At 49.5% G+C, this 16556-nt stretch carries 13 protein-coding genes; 3 read left to right on the top strand and 10 right to left on the bottom strand.

Going from position 1 to position 16556, the window contains the following annotated elements; genetic code table 11:
- Together V7D78_RS11555 and V7D78_RS11550 are read left to right on the top strand one after the other, a co-directional pair.
- Positions 1–561, top strand: a 561-nt coding sequence (locus V7D78_RS11555) for a tripartite tricarboxylate transporter permease (RefSeq protein ID WP_333608609.1), incomplete at its 5' end; no start/stop codon positions are given.
- Positions 558–1406: a CYTH domain-containing protein gene (locus V7D78_RS11550; protein ID WP_333608608.1), complete on the top strand. Its 849-nt coding sequence runs from the start codon at positions 558–560 to the stop codon at positions 1404–1406. The genes V7D78_RS11555 and V7D78_RS11550, both read left to right, overlap by 4 nt.
- Positions 1407–1414: 8 nt before the next feature.
- Here V7D78_RS11550 and V7D78_RS11545 read toward each other — a convergent pair whose 3' ends face one another.
- From V7D78_RS11545 to V7D78_RS11525, 5 genes are all read right to left on the bottom strand, one after another.
- Positions 1415–2773 carry a histidine-type phosphatase gene (locus tag V7D78_RS11545; protein ID WP_333608607.1) on the bottom strand — a complete coding sequence of 453 codons (1359 nt, stop codon included), beginning with the start codon at positions 2771–2773 and terminating at the stop codon, positions 1415–1417.
- Between the two features lie 126 nt (positions 2774–2899).
- Complete coding sequence (locus V7D78_RS11540) at positions 2900–5722, bottom strand: TonB-dependent receptor (protein ID WP_333608606.1); 2823 nt, start codon at positions 5720–5722, stop codon at positions 2900–2902.
- Between the two features lie 156 nt (positions 5723–5878).
- Positions 5879–6703 (bottom strand): phosphonate ABC transporter, permease protein PhnE, encoded by an 825-nt coding sequence (gene phnE / locus V7D78_RS11535; protein ID WP_333608605.1) that lies wholly within the window; start codon positions 6701–6703, stop codon positions 5879–5881.
- Positions 6685–7422 (bottom strand): phosphonate ABC transporter ATP-binding protein, encoded by a 738-nt coding sequence (phnC, locus tag V7D78_RS11530; RefSeq protein WP_333608604.1) that lies wholly within the window; start codon positions 7420–7422, stop codon positions 6685–6687. Before phnC ends, phnE begins: the two co-directional genes overlap by 19 nt.
- Before the next feature lie 8 nt (positions 7423–7430).
- Positions 7431–8273: a phosphate/phosphite/phosphonate ABC transporter substrate-binding protein gene (locus V7D78_RS11525; protein ID WP_333608603.1), complete on the bottom strand. Its 843-nt coding sequence runs from the start codon at positions 8271–8273 to the stop codon at positions 7431–7433.
- A 174-nt stretch (positions 8274–8447) separates the two neighbouring features.
- Between V7D78_RS11525 and V7D78_RS11520 the strand changes: the two genes are divergently transcribed.
- Complete coding sequence (locus V7D78_RS11520; protein WP_333608602.1) at positions 8448–9446, top strand: extracellular catalytic domain type 2 short-chain-length polyhydroxyalkanoate depolymerase; 999 nt, start codon at positions 8448–8450, stop codon at positions 9444–9446.
- Positions 9447–9494: 48 nt separating this feature from the next.
- Here V7D78_RS11520 and V7D78_RS11515 read toward each other — a convergent pair whose 3' ends face one another.
- The 5 genes from V7D78_RS11515 to V7D78_RS11495 form a co-directional block, all read right to left on the bottom strand.
- Positions 9495–11114, bottom strand: coding sequence for a methyl-accepting chemotaxis protein (locus tag V7D78_RS11515; RefSeq protein ID WP_333608601.1), 1620 nt, complete (start codon positions 11112–11114; stop codon positions 9495–9497).
- Positions 11115–11246: 132 nt separating this feature from the next.
- Positions 11247–13175 (bottom strand): S8 family serine peptidase, encoded by a 1929-nt coding sequence (locus V7D78_RS11510; protein WP_333608600.1) that lies wholly within the window; start codon positions 13173–13175, stop codon positions 11247–11249.
- A 294-nt stretch (positions 13176–13469) separates the two neighbouring features.
- Positions 13470–14516, bottom strand: coding sequence for a hypothetical protein (locus V7D78_RS11505; protein ID WP_333608599.1), 1047 nt, complete (start codon positions 14514–14516; stop codon positions 13470–13472).
- Between the two features lie 14 nt (positions 14517–14530).
- Positions 14531–15598, bottom strand: coding sequence for a hypothetical protein (locus V7D78_RS11500; RefSeq protein WP_333608598.1), 1068 nt, complete (start codon positions 15596–15598; stop codon positions 14531–14533).
- Positions 15599–16015: 417 nt separating this feature from the next.
- On the bottom strand, positions 16016–16556 hold a 541-nt coding region (locus V7D78_RS11495), incomplete at its 5' end, for a flotillin domain-containing protein (protein WP_333608597.1).

Here is a 16556-nt window from a genome sequence, read left to right as displayed (position 1 = left end):
ATTCCGGGCAGCGCCACCACTGCGGTACTGGTCGGCGCCATGATGATCCATAAGTTAACACCCGGGCCGCAGTTGTTTTTAGGCAACCCGCAGCTGATTTATGGCCTGTTTAGCGCCATGTTACTGGCCAATGTTGGTCTGTTGCTAATTGGTCTGGCTGGTAGTCGGTTATGGATTAAAGTCACCGATATTCCAAAGCAGCTGCTGTTTGTGATGATTTTGATGATGGCGATAATAGGCGCTTACTCGGTGCGGAATATGTTGTTTGATGTTTACTGCTGCCTGGGCTTTGGTGTGCTGGGTTGGTTATTAAAACGCCATGGCTACCCGCTGGCACCAGTGATCCTGGGCATGGTGCTGGGCGCCATCGCCGAAACCAACTTTAGACGGGCCATTATGATGGATGGCCTGGAAGTGTTTTTACTACGGCCCTTCAGTGCCTTGTTATTGTTTTTAGCTCTGGCTTCTTTTGTTATCCCACTATGGCGCCAGCGCCGGCAACAAAGCCCGACTCAACCTTTAGATTCGCCATCGGTACCCACTACTAAGGACTCCGCATGAAGATTTTTTTATCATTATTACTGAGTTTTTTCCTGCTGCCGCTGGCCGCCAACCCCAGCCCCAGCCCCAGCATTAATTATGAAGTAAAGTTTTTACTGCAGCCGGCCAAGATATTACAGGCCGATAACAGCGTTAAGCCTGAAGTATTGGCGCAATTAAAGCTGACGGATGCTAAAACCGAGCAATTTCGTGTTGGCTATATTGATAGTGACGCGCGCAGCTTAGGGGCTGCTGGCTGGAGCATGCGCTTGCGTAAACGCGCTGATCAGCAGGCACACCGGCTGCAATATAAAAAACGTTATCCGCTGCAAGCGAATGAGCAGCATGAGGTGCTTGACGCCGCTATCAGCCAAGCCCGTGCCGACGGTTTTGATATTGCTGATCCGGCTTTTAAAGTAGAAATCGACTGGGGCCTGCACCGGCAAACGCTGAGCTTTGCCTATACCACAACACCTAACTTCGCACTGGCTGATGCCCTGGCTATGCCCAGTCCAGAGTCGGTATTACCCCTGTTACCAGAGCTGGCACCTAAAGCTATGCCCCCGCAATTGCTGACTAAGGCCCCATTACAGATTTATGGCTATGTGCCCTTTGACCGCTACAGCAAGAAATCAGTGAAGTTAGCTAAGCAGCAATTTAATGAACTGACACTGGAAGTCTGGCACTATCCGGCCAGCGAGCAGCAAGCAGGTTTTAACTTGGTGGAGTTATCTTTTGCCGCCACAGGCAGCGCTCAGGCCAGTGCGCTCAGGCAAAGTATGCTACAGCAGCTTACTGAGTGGGGCTGGTTAGCAGAGCAACAACAACTAAAAACTCAGCTAACCATTACGCATTTTTCGTTGTAAGTTAAAAGTTATGGCAATAAGCAGCGCTGTAGCTCTGTTAGCAGGTAAAAATAGCCCTGATAAAGCTCACAGCTGACTTTAAACAAGGTTTCACGCTCCTGATGCAGCATGCGTACCAGTTTGATGCCCTGTGCATCTTGATAGATATCCCATTGCACATTGGCTGACATTGGCGATACCAGGGCGCTGCGCCAGGGGCTGCTTTGGTAAGTGTAAGCGGTGCCTTCTGTCAATGGCTCGCTGGCGTCTTTTATGCCTAAATAGGCAGCCAGTGGCATTAATGCCTGAGCATGGCTAAAGCGCAGCGCTGCCGCATAGTTTGCCGGCTCGGCACTGCGCGCCAACATGTCTGCGACCAGATTGCGTGCTAAGCGGTAAGTGATATCCTCACCTGCAAAGGCCGGGCCGCGGCCGTAAAAGGAGTCGGCATCGTCTAGCTCGGCAAACCAGGCGGCGTGCTCGGGCAATACAAAACGCTGAAACTGCCAGTCGCCCTCTGCGGTCATATTGCTGCTGATGTTATACAGGCTATAGAGCAACATAGCGGCATCGGTGGGGCTTTTTACTTCATCATCGTCATAGCTCAATTTAAAACTAAACTCGCCCTGCGCTAAACGTTCAATAAAATCGGCATTAAATAAGCGTGCTAACATCGCCTCTGCCATCTGCACCGTTTTCGGTTGTTCAGTTAACTGCTGCATAACCCGCAATAGCCGCGGATCATTTTCTTTATAATCTTCATAGCCTTCGCTGCCCTCGGCCTTATTAAAATACAGGGTATGCTCATCCGCGATGGCCTGGTCAAACAACGGCTGCAAGGCTGGTTGTAATTGTTGTAGCTGCTGCACAAAAGCATCGGCACTTTGTGCGGCGCGCTTACGACCTGAATGTAAAACGGCGAAACGCTGCTGTTTTTCTAAGGCGTTGCTAAACAGCTGCGGGTGCCTGGCCAACATTCGTTCAGCCATCTGTTGATGCTCAATCACACCCAAGCCTGAGATACTGCCATAGCCAATCTGTTGATGTACCTGATGCAACTCCTCCAGTACCGGGCCTAACTGCTCACCCAATGGCGTTAAAGCATTAAGCTGTTGTGCCTTATGCCACAGCTGCAAGGCCAAATCATCAGCGCCAGCGCTGGATAAGAGCCTGGAGCCATGACGGGCCACATGCTGTACCATCACCGCATTAAAGCCGGCCGGCGCCTGGCTGTATTGCTGCCACTGTTGTTGTGGTTGATAAGGAGTTTTACTGGCCAGATGCAAATCTGTCTGAGTCTCGACTGTTATCGCCAATTCAGGGCTAGACGACGGGTTGCAACCGGCTAGCAGCAATAGCGCTAATAGGGTTAAAGGTAAATTTTTCATTGCTTACTCTTTTTTGAATTTGATTCGTATGATAACAATACTGTGATAAATGCCACTAAAAACACGGCAAAAGGCAAACAGCAAAGCCGGAGGCAGGGCTCCGGCTTTGCTGGCTTGCGTTAGCGCTTAAAACTTACCGCTGACGCCCAGCTGCCAGGCACGACCAAATTGTTCATGCTCATATACCCGGCTACGCTCGCCCTGATAACGAATGGCTTTGCTATCGGTCAGGTTAGTGGCTTCTAAAAACACCGATAAGTCTTTAGTTAACTTATAGCTGGCCGTGTAATCCAGCGTGCCACGACCATCCCAGTAAACGTTCAAGCCGGGGTTAGCTGTATCAAAGGCATCGATATATTCAGAACGGTAGTTATAGGCTAACTGGGTACTGAATTTAGCAATGTCATACTGCAGTGCCAAGTTAAAGGTGTGACGGCTAGTCCCATTTAGTTCGGTTTTACTGATGCCAAAAGGTAAATCTGCTTCTGACTTGGTATGAGTATAGTTAGCAATAAAGCCTAAACCGCTAAACGCACCCGGTAAAAAGTTTAACGACTGCTGCCAGTTTAACTCCAGACCATATAAGTAACCACTGTTACCATTCTCAGGTCGTGTCATCCTGAAGCCATCGAACTCACCACCAACAAATTCGCTACGCGCTTTGAAGATCGGATCTGATAGCTTTTTATAAAACACACCGGCAGAGATTAAGCCTACCGGTGCAATATAAAACTCACCGGTCAAATCCAGGTTGTGCGAGTAAGTCGGTTTTAAATTGATATTACCAATTTCAACAGAACCACTACCTGATTCACGATCTTCAATAATAAAATAGGGCACTAAATCTTCAAAATTCGGCCGTCTTAAGCCTGTGCTGTAAGCCGCTTTAACAATCAGGCCATTTTCAAGCTCCTGACGTAAATGCACGCTTGGGAAAAACTTAGTATAGCTCTTACTGGCATCAACCAGGGTAGCAGTATCGGTATCTAAATCATATTCAAAGGCTTCACCGCTGTTTTTGGTTTGCTCAACACGGGCACCAAACAACACAGTAGTATTATCCCACTCTAACTTGTTTTGTACGTAAGCCGACAGAATGTCTTCACCGGCAGTATAATCACCGGTAATAGAAGGCGCGCCGCGATCTCTAAAGTCGGCATTTTCAAAAATATTGCGATAGGCGCTAACAAAATCACGTTGCAGTTTAGGGCCATTGTTGTAAAAACCATCAAACGGCAACGACTGCTTATCAATAATCACATCAGCATAAACCGGGGCATTGGTACCAACACTGTTACGCAAACGGTTTTCATCATTTGACTTGTCTTTTAAACGCGCCTTAGCACCAAACTTTAGCTCAGAGTAAGCATCGCCCCACTGACCTGGCCGGGTAATGTTAAACGAATAAGCCTGTTCTGTTTCTTCTGCTCCACCGGTACGGCGCTCATAACGGCGCCAGTTCATATCGGCTGGGGCAAAATTAAAATCGGTGCGTACAACATCGCCAGCTGAATTTAATACCTGGTAAGTTGGCAGATCCGGGTTGCTAAAGTCATAGGCTACCCGAGGCCGACTGCGCTCGCGGTATAATAAATAATCCCGATTTGGATAAGCTTGCTCAGCAGATGCATAAGACGCCTGGAAATCCGCCGTGTAGGTATCCATGATGATACGGCCACCAAATACAGTGGTATTAATGGTATTAATAAAAGTACGGTGCCGTAACTCTTTTTCAAAGGTAGCACGACCCGCCACGCCAGACGTTTGGTTAGATTGCTCGGTATAACGCTCCCACTCTACTACCAGCGTATCGCGAAATTCGTTATCTTCAAACCGCGAATAGTTGTGTGAGAAGAATAAATGCTTGTTGTCATCAATCCTGAAATCAAAACGGCCGCTTAAACCACTGCGAATACGCTTAACTTCATAATCTTTAAATTCCGTAACTTCAGGCACATAGGCGCCGCTGGCCAGCTGCATCCAGCTGTGTTCAACGTTATCCGTTACCCGATTCGTTTCACTGTGCTTGGCCGAAAAAATAAAGCCGGCATTGTCGTTGCCACCAAATTTGTTGCTAAAGGTCAGGCTGGCTTTATAAGCATTACCGCTGCCTTTTTCGTTTTTACCACCAGACATTTTGCCACGTAAAATGCGGCCTTTCGCATCTAACGCGCCCTGGGTAATAATATTGATATTACCGGCAATCGCATCGGCATCCATTTCCGGGGTAATAGCTTTGGTCAGTTCCAGAATAGAAATAATATCTGACGGAATAGTGTCTAAGTCGACCGCGCGGGTACCGCCATCTGGCGAGGGCACATTAACACCATCAATAGTGACATTAGTAAATTCCAGCGGTGCACCACGTACGTTAACGTACTTACCTTCGCCCTGATCACGCTGAATGGAGGCGCCCACTAAACGCTGCATGGCTTCAGCAACGTTGTCATCCGGGAAACGGCCTAAATAGTCTGACGACACCACCGATTTAACATTATCTGACGCACGCTGAATATTCAGCGCCCGTGATTGCGCATCGCGGCTACCAATAACGTGCAGCACTTCTACATCGTTATCAGCAAAACGTAAGCTCAGCGCCTGCCCTTGAGTTTCAGTCACTACTACCGGTACTGACTTAACCGCAAAACCCAGATAGCTGACTTCCAGTTCGTAGTTACCCGCAGCGACGTTGTCAAAGCGAAAACGCCCCTGGTTATCGGTCGTGGTTTGTAAGTTGGTTCCCTGCAGGCGCACTATGGCACCTTGCAATAACACCTGACGATTGTCTGCCAGCTGGCCACGCACTGCCGGAGTGTCAATAGGCGCACTGCTAACCGTCAAGGGTAAATCTACGCCTTGCGCTTGCAGCAGTAACGGGCCGCTGCAGGCAAACGCCACGGCCAACACTAATGCTTTTTTCGGAAATAATCGTGGAGTGTGCAGTTTCATCGGTCAAAATGTCCTTAGTTCACAAAGTTGACCGAGATATTACAGTGCTAAATTGACAGTAAAGTTAAACATAGATGACAGTTTGATGGCGGAAAAACGTGTTTTTTATGACAAATACCGCACACCCATCTCACCCGAAAGCCAAACGCTCAGCACTTATCTGCTGATCAAACGACTGCGGATCCAGCCAGATAACTGCTCAACAGCAATCACCACCGCTAAAATCGTTAAAATAATCGTCAGCGCCTGATCATACCTAAACAAATTCATCGCCGCTGATAACTCTACGCCAATGCCCCCGGCGCCCACTAACCCCAGCACTACCGCACTGCGAACGGCTTTTTCTACCGAGTACAAACTGGTGGCAATAAAAGAGGCCATACACTCCGGAATGATACTGGCAAATATCACCGCTGTTTTACCACAACCACTGGCGGTAAGTGCCTGGGCAGGCCTGGGATCGGTTTCTTCAATACGTTCAGCAAAAAAGCGCGCACAAAAACCAATGGTGTCCATCATAATGGCCAGGATGCCCGCTAAAGGCCCAAGCCCTACCGCCACGACAAAAATCAGTGCCCACACCAGATCGGGAATGGTTCTGAAGACCGCCACCAGATTAACAGCAATAAAGCGGATGAGGTTGTGCGGTGTGGTATTAGGTGCGCACGCCAGCGCAAATGGCAAACTAAACACAACGCCAAACACCACGCCTACCAGCGCCATTTGAAAGGTTTCCAACATAGCGTTGGCTATAAAAGGCCAGCGGTCCAGGTCAGGTGGAAAGGCCTCAGCGGTAAAAATGCCGACATTTAGCATGCCTTGCCCCAATCGATGCAGCGACACCTCAGCGCCATATAAGCCATGTACAAACAGTATTAAAAAGGTCAGCAGCGCCAGCCACAGGCTAATAGAAGGCCGGGGTAAGCGTTTAGGTAAATTTTTTTCGTTTTTATGCACCTCGGTTAGTCGTGATACAGACATGCCAGCTGCTCCTCTGTCAGGTGGTTGTTATGTTTGTCAAAGACGATTTGACCCTGTTTCATTCCTACCAACCGGCTGCCATAGCGCCGCACTATATCCAACTGATGCAACACACAAATAAGGGTAATATTGTGTTCCGTGGCCACTTGCTGCAATAAATCCATTACTTCTATGCCCGCGCGCGGGTCAAGGCTGGCAATAGGTTCATCGGCAAACACCAGCTTTGCCTGCTGCAATAACATGCGGGCTATAGCCACTCTTTGTTGCTGCCCACCCGATAACTGATCGGTACGCCGCGCCGCCAGCTCAACCAGCCCCACCTGATCCAGGGCATCCAGCGCTTTAAAGCGCTGCGCTTTACTGGCGGTGAGATTTAAACTGGCCCAAAAGCCCTCTCGGGCCATGCCACCAAACAACACGTTTTGCAGCACCGTCAGGTTAGACACCAGATTCATTTGCTGAAACACGCAGCCAATGTGCTGGCGTAACGCCCGAAGCCCTTTGTAATTCAGTTGACTGGTGTCCTGACCGGCAATAAAAATCTTGCCGCTGCTCGGCTGCTCTAAGCCGGTAAGACACTTCATCAGCGTTGACTTACCACAACCATTGTGTCCCAACAGCATGACCTGTTCGCCGGCAGCGATATGTAAATCCAGCCCTTGGATGGCGGTTGTACCATTGGGGTAGGTTTTGACTAACTGTTGAATCTGAATATCCATCGGCTAGCCTAGCGCAAAATTTTTAATAAGCGCATGGCATCGCGCACTTGCTGATAATCGGCATCATCTACCAACTTTAATTGCGCCGTTTGATACTTATCACGCGCGCCGGGATCTAAAATGGCCTGCAACAGGCTATCTGCATTGTCCATAAACACCTGACGTAGCAAGCTGACACAGTCTTTAGGCAGGTGTGCCCCGGCAATAATAGGGTCACCGGGCATATTGTCACCCTGCGCGATGATACGGTAAGCTTTAGTTTGCTGCGCGACAAAGGGCGCAAAATCACGGATACCAGTACCCACAGCATCTACTTCACCATTAGCCAGCGCCACCATACGCGCGCCATCAATTAATGAGATACGCAGGTCTCTGTCTAAATCTAAACCGGCCTGGTGCAGCATATAGCTCGGCATAATATGGCCGGTGGTTGAGCCATGGTCTTTCATGGCCACATGCTTGCCTTTTAAATCAGTTAGCGAGTACAGGTGGCTATCGGCAGGCACAATAAACACCGATGAGTACTCAGGCCGGATAATGGCCGCTATGGGTGCAATACCGGGCATGCGCTGCTGCATCAGAATATATTCGGTGGGCCCGGCCAGAACAATGTCGACCTGCTTAAAGCGCAGCGCGTTAACTGCTGTACTGCGGTTGCCTACCGGGAAAAACTGTACCTTAAGGCCGGTGAGTTGCTGCAAACGCTCTACAAACAGCTGATAAGCCCGCTGTAACTCTTCAGTCCCTTCAATACCGGTGTCAGCAAAACGGATAGTCGCCGGGCACACCTGGGCTTGCGCAGGTTGACACACTAACCACAACAGACAAAGCATCAGATAAAACGGCTTCACGGCAACTCCAGTCTTAGCCAAACAAGCTGGCTATCATAAAACTGCAATATGGCGTTTTTATGACGATACGATTGTTTTGCGCTGGCCACCGGTCAGCTAGGCTGTACTAAAGCCTTATGGTAATTTAATTAAAACCGCTTAGGCTTGGCCATTAGCCAGTAATAGGATCTGTGTATGAAATATGTTTTTCTGACGAGTGTCGCCTTAGCCAGCGTTCCGGCGTTGGCGCAATTACCGCCGCCAAGCTTCGCGCCTGAACTGAGCTTAGCGCCGGAAGTAACCGTATCCGGCGTGTCCTCTGGTGGTTATATGGCGGCGCAATACCATCTGGCCTTTGCTGAACAGGTCAGTGGCGCGGCAATTATTGCTGCAGGACCAATATATTGTGCACAAAACAGCTTACAACTGGCGTTTGCTCAGTGCCTCGGGCAACCTGCATTACCCCCAGCCCAAGCCTTGCTGGATTACATCACACTGCAACAACAACAAGGTGAATTGGCCCCTGTCAGCGCCCTGGCCAATGACAAGGTGTGGCTATTCCATGGCAGCAAGGATCAAACCGTGCATCCGCAATTAAGTGTGGCCCTGGCGCAGCAATACCAACAATGGCTGCCAGCGGAGCAGATTGCGCTGGTAAACGACAAGCCGTTTGCCCATCATTTTCCTACCAATAAAAGCGGCTTAACCGACTGCCACAGCTCAGACAGCCCTTTTATTGCCAGTTGTGATTATGATGCTGCAGGCCAGTTGCTACAGCATTTGTATGGCGCCCTGAATGCTGCCGCCAGTCAGACCAGCGGCACTGTGCATGCTATTGATCAGCATCAGGTTAAAGGCGCAGCTAAAGCGCAACTGGCAAAAACCGGTTATCTGTATGTGCCTGCCAGTTGCAGCAGTGCCCAGCCGTGTCGATTACATATCAGTTTTCATGGGTGCCGGCAAAATGCCGAGATGGTGGCGGATGCTTATATTACTCAAACCGGGTTAAATGAATACGCTGATACCAACCAGTTGGTGGTGTTTTACCCGCAAATCACAGCCAGTAAGCTGCTGCCAATGAACCCACAAGCTTGCTGGGACTGGTGGGGCTATAGTGGTGATGATTATATGCTGCGCAGCGGTGCCCAGTTATCGGCAGTGCAGCAATTAACACAGCGGCTGATTTCACCATAAAAAAAGCGGCTGGCAGTATTGCTGCCGGCCGCTTGCTATAAAAAGGCGTTAGACTTTAAATTTACTGACCAGCTCATTTAATTGCACTGCCAACCGCGTTAATTCGGTAGCGCTGGCGCTGGTTTGATGCGACCCTGCTGCCGTTTGCGCTGCTAAATCGCTAATAGTAATAATGCTACGGTCAATTTCACGCGCCACCTTAGATTGCTCTTCCGCGGCATTGGCAATAACGTGGTTTTGATCACTAATTTCCAGAATATTTTCAGCAATTAATTCCAGCGCATCAGAGGCGGATTTCGCCACCGTTTGCGCATTATCGGCATTACTGCTAATCAGCTGCATCGCATTGACCGCTTCTTTGGCAGATGATTGCACCTGCTGGATCATCTGTTCGATTTCGCCGGTAGATGTTTGCGTACGGTGCGCCAGGCTGCGCACTTCATCGGCCACCACCGCAAAGCCACGACCCGCTTCCCCGGCACGGGCGGCTTCAATAGCGGCATTTAATGCCAGCAAATTGGTCTGCTCAGCCACATTACGGATCACTTCCAGCACCTGATTAATAGAGGACACTTTTTGCGCCAGAGTATGAATAACCGCGGTGCTTTGCTGCACATCAGCATTCATTTTAGCAATAACATTGCTGGTTTGAACTACCTTACTGGTGCCATCTTTAGCCAGATTGGCCGACTGCGCCGACGCATCTGAGGTTTTAAGCGCGGTAACCGCCACTTCATCTACTGCAGAGCTCATTTCGGTAATCGCCGTGGCGGCTTGCTGAACTTCATCATTTTGCAGCTGTAATGCCTTGGCCGATTCATCGGTCACCACATTTAATTGCTCAGCGGCAGAGGCCAGCTGGCTGGACGAGCTGGCGATATGACCAATAGCATCACGCAGCTTTTGCTGCATTTGCTGCAAAGCTAAACCTAACTGGCTTAATTCGTCCTGGCCACTTACCTGCAACGGCTGGGTCAAATCGCCATCAGCGATAGACTGTGCCGATGCGACCGCTAAAGCCAGGGGCTGATTAATACTGCGTGAGATAGTCACAGCAATCATAATGGCAATAATAATAGCCGCAATGACCAGCAACATCACGGCCAAACGGGCGCCCTGATAAGTCGCAATCGACTGCTCCCTCGCCGTTGCGGCGGCTTGCTCATTTAGCTGAGTAATTTGTACAAGATAATTTGTCATCTGATCGGTCAGAGGATTGATTTTATCCAGCATGTCGGTAGCGGCACCCACATCATCGCTCAACAGATAAGCGATAACCTGCTCCTGCAGCTGATAATACTGGGCTTTTGTGGTGCTGAATTCTTGATATAGCCGGCGCTCAGCATCCAAAAAGATGGTATCCGCATAGGCTTTTTCATAACGATTGAGCAGGTCTTTTAACTCAGGAATACGTCTTACAGTCGCTCCTTCCTGCTGGATATCAATCGCCAGCATTAAGCGCAGTGTCAGCACCCGGATGCGGGTAATGGTCAGATTAATTTCACTTAGATTAGATAAGGCTGGTAATAAGTTGCTTTCAACCAAATCGGCACGCTGCCGAATCTCAGACATGGCATACAAACTGTAACCACCACTGGCCACTAATAACAGCGCTAAAGCACCAAACGCAACCAACAAACGCTTTTGAATAGTAATTTGCCGAAGCATCTGGACTCTCAATTTTTCAGTTTTTAATTCAGAAGCTTAGCATGCCATTAAAATTCAGCCACTGCATCAAATAAAAAACACCCCGCTGTTTGCGGAGTGTGTCAATCAAGCAACAGCTTAACAAAAGCAGAGCTAAGGAGTAGCCACTACGCGCAAAGATATGCCGGCAGAGGCACGATAGCCACGAATACTGATATGCCAGACATCCGCCTGCGGATTATTAAATGAGCAGGTTTCATTGTTGCCGGACAAATAAGGCCGACAATCAAAAGCAGTGGTCGTGGGCTGAGCGCCACGACGCACATACAAGTCAGCATCTCCCGAGCCACCAAAAATCTGCGCAGTAAAATTACTCATGCCGGCAGGCACCTGCACTGTGTAATGTAACCAGCCATTCCTCGCCACACTCAAATTTGGCAAAGTAGTATCAAATCCCGGGTTAGTTGCCACCGGCTCATCGTAGCTGGCGGTCAGTTGCACTCCGGAAAAGGCAGTGTAGCCCACCACTTTAATATGATAGACACCAGTACCCGGGCTGTTAAAGGCACAACTTTCGTTATTGCCATTCAGATAAGGTCTGCAGTCATAGCTACTTAGCGTGGGCTGCTGGCCAAAGCGGACATACAGATCAGCATCCCCTGTGCCGCCGCTCATGCTGATATTCAGGTTAGTAGCACCGGCTGGCACATTAATATAAAAGTCGCGCTCTGCGCCTTGCGCTGCCGCTAAATTACTGACAGTTTGACCATTGCTCAACTCATTATCCGGTGTACCGCCATTGTCACCGCCGCTGCCATCACAACCATTGGCTGTCAACCAGTCATGCGCTGCTTTGGCCTGCACTATGCCCCAGCCAAAGGAGTTATCACGGCCTGCCGTACCCCTGTCTTCGGCTGTTACCGCCAGCGCATTGCGAATTTGTGGTGCAGTACAGCTGGCATGGTTACTCCATACCAGTGCAGCCACGCCAGCAACATGCGGCGATGCCATAGAGGTACCACTGATAGCCCGGTAGCCACCGTTGTTCCAGGTTGAATTAACGTTTACACCAGGTCCTGCCAGTTCTACCTGGGCATTACGCTGTGAAAAGCTGGCCAGGTTTTTATTGGCATCGACTGCCGCTACAGATACCACGGCATTATAAGACGCCGGGTAAGACAAGCTGGTATTGCCGCCATTACCTGCTGCCGCGATCAACAGCATGCCATTATTGTAAAAATTGGTCATGGCATTACTTTCGCTGGTGCTGGATGAACCGCCGCCAAGGCTCATATTAACCACTTTGGCACCGGCATCCTGACAAAACTGGATACCCTGAATCAGGTTAGACGCCGAGGTCCAGTTGCCGGAATTATTAAAAATTTTCACGTTATGAATACCGGATTGGCCATTGCCAATCACTCCGACTACGCCAACACTATTATTAAGTGCCACCATGGTGCCTGCAACATGGGTACCATGGCCGTTACCATCGGTGCTCCAATCGCCGTGACCAGAAAAAGACGAGCCAGTGGCATTGCTGCTGGGTAAATCTTCATGACCCAGCGCATAGCCGGTATCAATCACACAAACCTTAGTATTGCCTGATTGAGCGTCACTGACCTGATTTGCTTGCACCATAGCAATACCATAAGGAGAGGTCTGCGTACTCATAGTGTCAAAAGCGGGGAATACATCCATCAAGTAACGTTTCGGGTCTTCCTCTATATATAGTACTTCCGGATCTCTGAGTAAGGCTTTTAACTGGCGCGGCGTTAATTCCGCCACACTAGATTGAATAATATCAAGATGCATCAAAGGCTTTGCTCTATGGCGCAGCAATGCACGTTCCGCCATAGGCCGGGTAAAGTTTGCCGCGCGTTTATTGCCACGCCCCATAGTCTGAACGCCGGCAGAGTCCTTAAAACGGATGATGTAACGTTTAGTTGTGTCATCACTGTCATCGACCTGTACGGCCGCCCCAGCATTAAAAACCCGGGCTGCAGGTTCAGCCGCAATAGCAATACCGCCAAAACTGCTGGCAATAATACAGGCGAGTAGACTTCTGTTTATTGTTTTCATGTTCTACCTATAATGTTGTTATTGTTAATTTATCATTACCGCCAAACAACCGCGGTGTACAAAAAATAACCTAACAAGTGGCAGAACTCAAACCAGGGAAAATAAAAATACCTATTATAAATATGGAGTTATTATGGGCACGCTTAAATTTCAAACACACCCACAATTGGCACCTAGTTACAAAAAATAACAGCAATCAACTGTTTGTAAAGCATTTACCTTAATTTGTAACAGGCCACAATTAAGTTGCAAACCATAGCCATGTTGTACTTATATATTTACAAATTTGTAGATTTAACCACCAGACAATTGCTGTAAAAATTGTAACCTTAACAATTCTGTCTCATCTTTCTGCCAGGGTTCATCGGATATGTGTTCCAAGCCCCGATAATCCACCTGATACTCTGCTTGCTGACTATTGCCATAGCGGCTAACTTCACCAGGTGCGCCAGAGCGGCGCTCTAACACTAAGGTATTTAGCAGATAGGGCCCCTCAACACCGGCCAATACTGCTTTAAAGGCCCTGAGATTAAGCATTTGCTCACCGCTGTCGAGATAATCGCTAACCACCAGATTAGCCAAAGGCTGGCCTTGCTCACTAAATAAGTTGGCCCTGAGTCGATAGGTGCCGGCCTGGCTGACATCCAACTGTACCGGGATAACTAAGTCAGGCCCTTCGGCATAAGCACTGGCTAAACCGGTTATTTGCGCTGTGGGTTGCTGGTATTCGATACCAGTATGCAACAGTTGCCGCTGGCCATCCGCCCGAAAACTCACTTCCAGTCGCATAGCACCATGCCAGTCTTTACTGGCTGGCAGGGTGGCACTAAACCCCTCTGCTGTTGGCTGCATAGCCAGCTGCACCAGACGCTCGCCGTTTTGTTCATCCAGCATGCTCAACTGTGCCTGACTTGCTGCCAACCCACTGAGCACTAAACTGACATTAAGGGGGTCAGGGTAAATAAAGCGGTACTGCTCCAGCACTATGGCGGCGCTGGCCCCACCCTGCAGAGGCATAGGTTGCACCACATACTGGTTTGGGTTAAGCAACTGGCTATCATCAGCTGTTAATGGCCTTGAATAAGGCGGATGATTGAGTTCTGCGGCATAAGCGCTGGCTACCAGAGAAAACTGTTGCTGCATCTGGGCTTCAAGCCGCTCAGTAACGTGCAGTGTTGCCGCTGCCGTTGACGCGGCCACCTTTTGTAGTGGCGCGGTTAACTCTGTGGCTGGCGGCGTAAACACCGGCATGGTGAGCGGTTTTAACTCTGGTGTCTGCCGCCACAGTACCACCATCACCAGCAGGCACAGCGCCAACAACCACCACAGAGTCTGCTTCATCAGTTAATACCTTTTTAGCGGTTAGCCGCCTGAAATACCAGAGGTGACATCGCCTGCTGCTCTGAACCCGACAACACCCGGTAACGCGAGGCAAAAATCCACCAGCCGCGGGTTTCATCATAGCTGGTAAAACTAAGTGCTCGCTGATTGGTATAGCGCACAGTGTTATTGACGACAGTGATATTGCCTTTGCGTTGCGGCCCAATCACCGCACTGTGGCTATAGGCATCGCTCATTAACATTGGGTAATGCAGTGGCATAAAGTTGGCCACACCACTGCTTTGACTGGCCAGTTTGCCATCAAAAGCTACAGCCCGCGAGCAACTGTTAAAAGCAGCGGCATTAGAAGCACCACAACTGGAATGACTGGCCACTACCCCATCATCTGCACCCGGCAAAAACACCCCGGTGGTACCTAGAAAGTCAGAGCCGGCACCGACAAAGCGCATACGAGGCACTCTGCTATCCGGAAACGCGGCCAGTTGCCGGGCAGAGTTGACCCGCAAATCGTTTAACACCCCAACATTATTTGCATTGGGCAGCTGCCCCAACCACAGAGACAATGCCAATTGCAAAGACCAATCAAACAGGCCGCTACCAGTGGCAACGTTTACGGCCAGATCAGCCAGCTCAGAACCACCACCAGCCCCAGCAAAATCAAAGGTCGCCACGATATTTAACGGTTGTAAACCCGCATTTTGTAACCAGAGCGCCTGGTTATCCAGAATATATCGGGTCACTAAATCGCCGGTAGAATGGGTAACAAATACACATCCCGGGTTACAGGTGTTGTTAAGGGATAACTGGCGCAATTTGGGCCAGATATAGTCGGTGGCAATGCGGCCAGCAATCCGCTCCTGCGAAGGCCAGTCAATTCTGACCTCAGCCCGACTGGCCCAGTAGTCACTCCAGTAAGCCGCACCATTTTGTGCTACCTGCTGGGCATTAGGCCGGCTGGCCAGATTATCTGGTTGAAAACCATGTACCAGTACTACCGGGTAACCGGCTACGGCAGCCTGAGCACTAAGGCTGACACAACCTGTGATCAGAGCCGCGCTAAGCAGCTGTTTAAGCATTTTCATAAGGTATCCTCGTCTTGATGTCGCTATTTTTATTGTTTTTATCGGGCGTTACCCTGGCTCATCAAAACGGGCACCCCCTCTGTGCATCCTGCGACTGCTCTTACCACTCCTTGTTGGCTGTACAAAAGTAGAGCAGCCAGCTAAAAATGCAACCCGATTATTTGGGTAAAATCGTTAATACAAGCAGAGGCTTAACAGGGTAATGTTTAAAAAGCAGCCAATGACTTTTCTGAAATATAGCGTGAACCGCCGTCTGCCAGTCGCTAAAAAGCGATATCTAGCCGCAGCAATTTCACCCCAGCGTTTAAAGTGATTACTCAAACTATTTTCAGATTTTTTAGTTATAGGTTTTGCAGAAAAGCAAAAAGCCAGGAGAGACCTGGCTTTTGATGTAAAGGATTTATCGTGTTGCTATGGCTATGGCTTTAATGGCGCTTTTAACGCCTCAGTCATGCCGTTAATATCACCGGCTTTTAAGCCTATTTCGGATAACAGAGAGTCAAGGATTGGCGCTTGTGCCCGGTAACGTAAGGCACTGTTTACCACCTGATCTGCCAGCGAGCCATTGCCCGCCTCAGCCGCAGTACGCTCGCCGCTGTTGCCCCCCCCCTGAGTACCCATACCATTTACCTGCAAAATTTTAATGTCGCTGATTTGCTCCATAGGTTTGACACTTTGCGCGATAATTTCTGGTAACTGCTCAATCAAGGCCAAGCGGATCTGCATGGCAATTTGTTCGACCGACAACATATTGGCTGCCGCGTTGATGGCTTTTTTACCTTCGGCATCTACTTCATAGCTACGTGCTTTGGCGTCTGCCAACAGCAACTCGGCATCGGCCTGACCTTTAGCGGTTAAACGCTCTTTGTCAGCCTGACCTTGCGCCGCTACCCGCAGTGCTTCGGCCTGATCTTCTGCGGCTTTTTTCTCCGCATCCGCGGTCACCAGCAATTGAATC

It is taken from the genome of Arsukibacterium sp. (assembly GCF_036735525.1).
Lineage (GTDB): Bacteria > Pseudomonadota > Gammaproteobacteria > Enterobacterales > Alteromonadaceae > Alishewanella.
The sequence above is the reverse complement of the archived record's forward strand: the minus strand, read 5'-3'. Positions and strand labels throughout refer to the sequence as shown.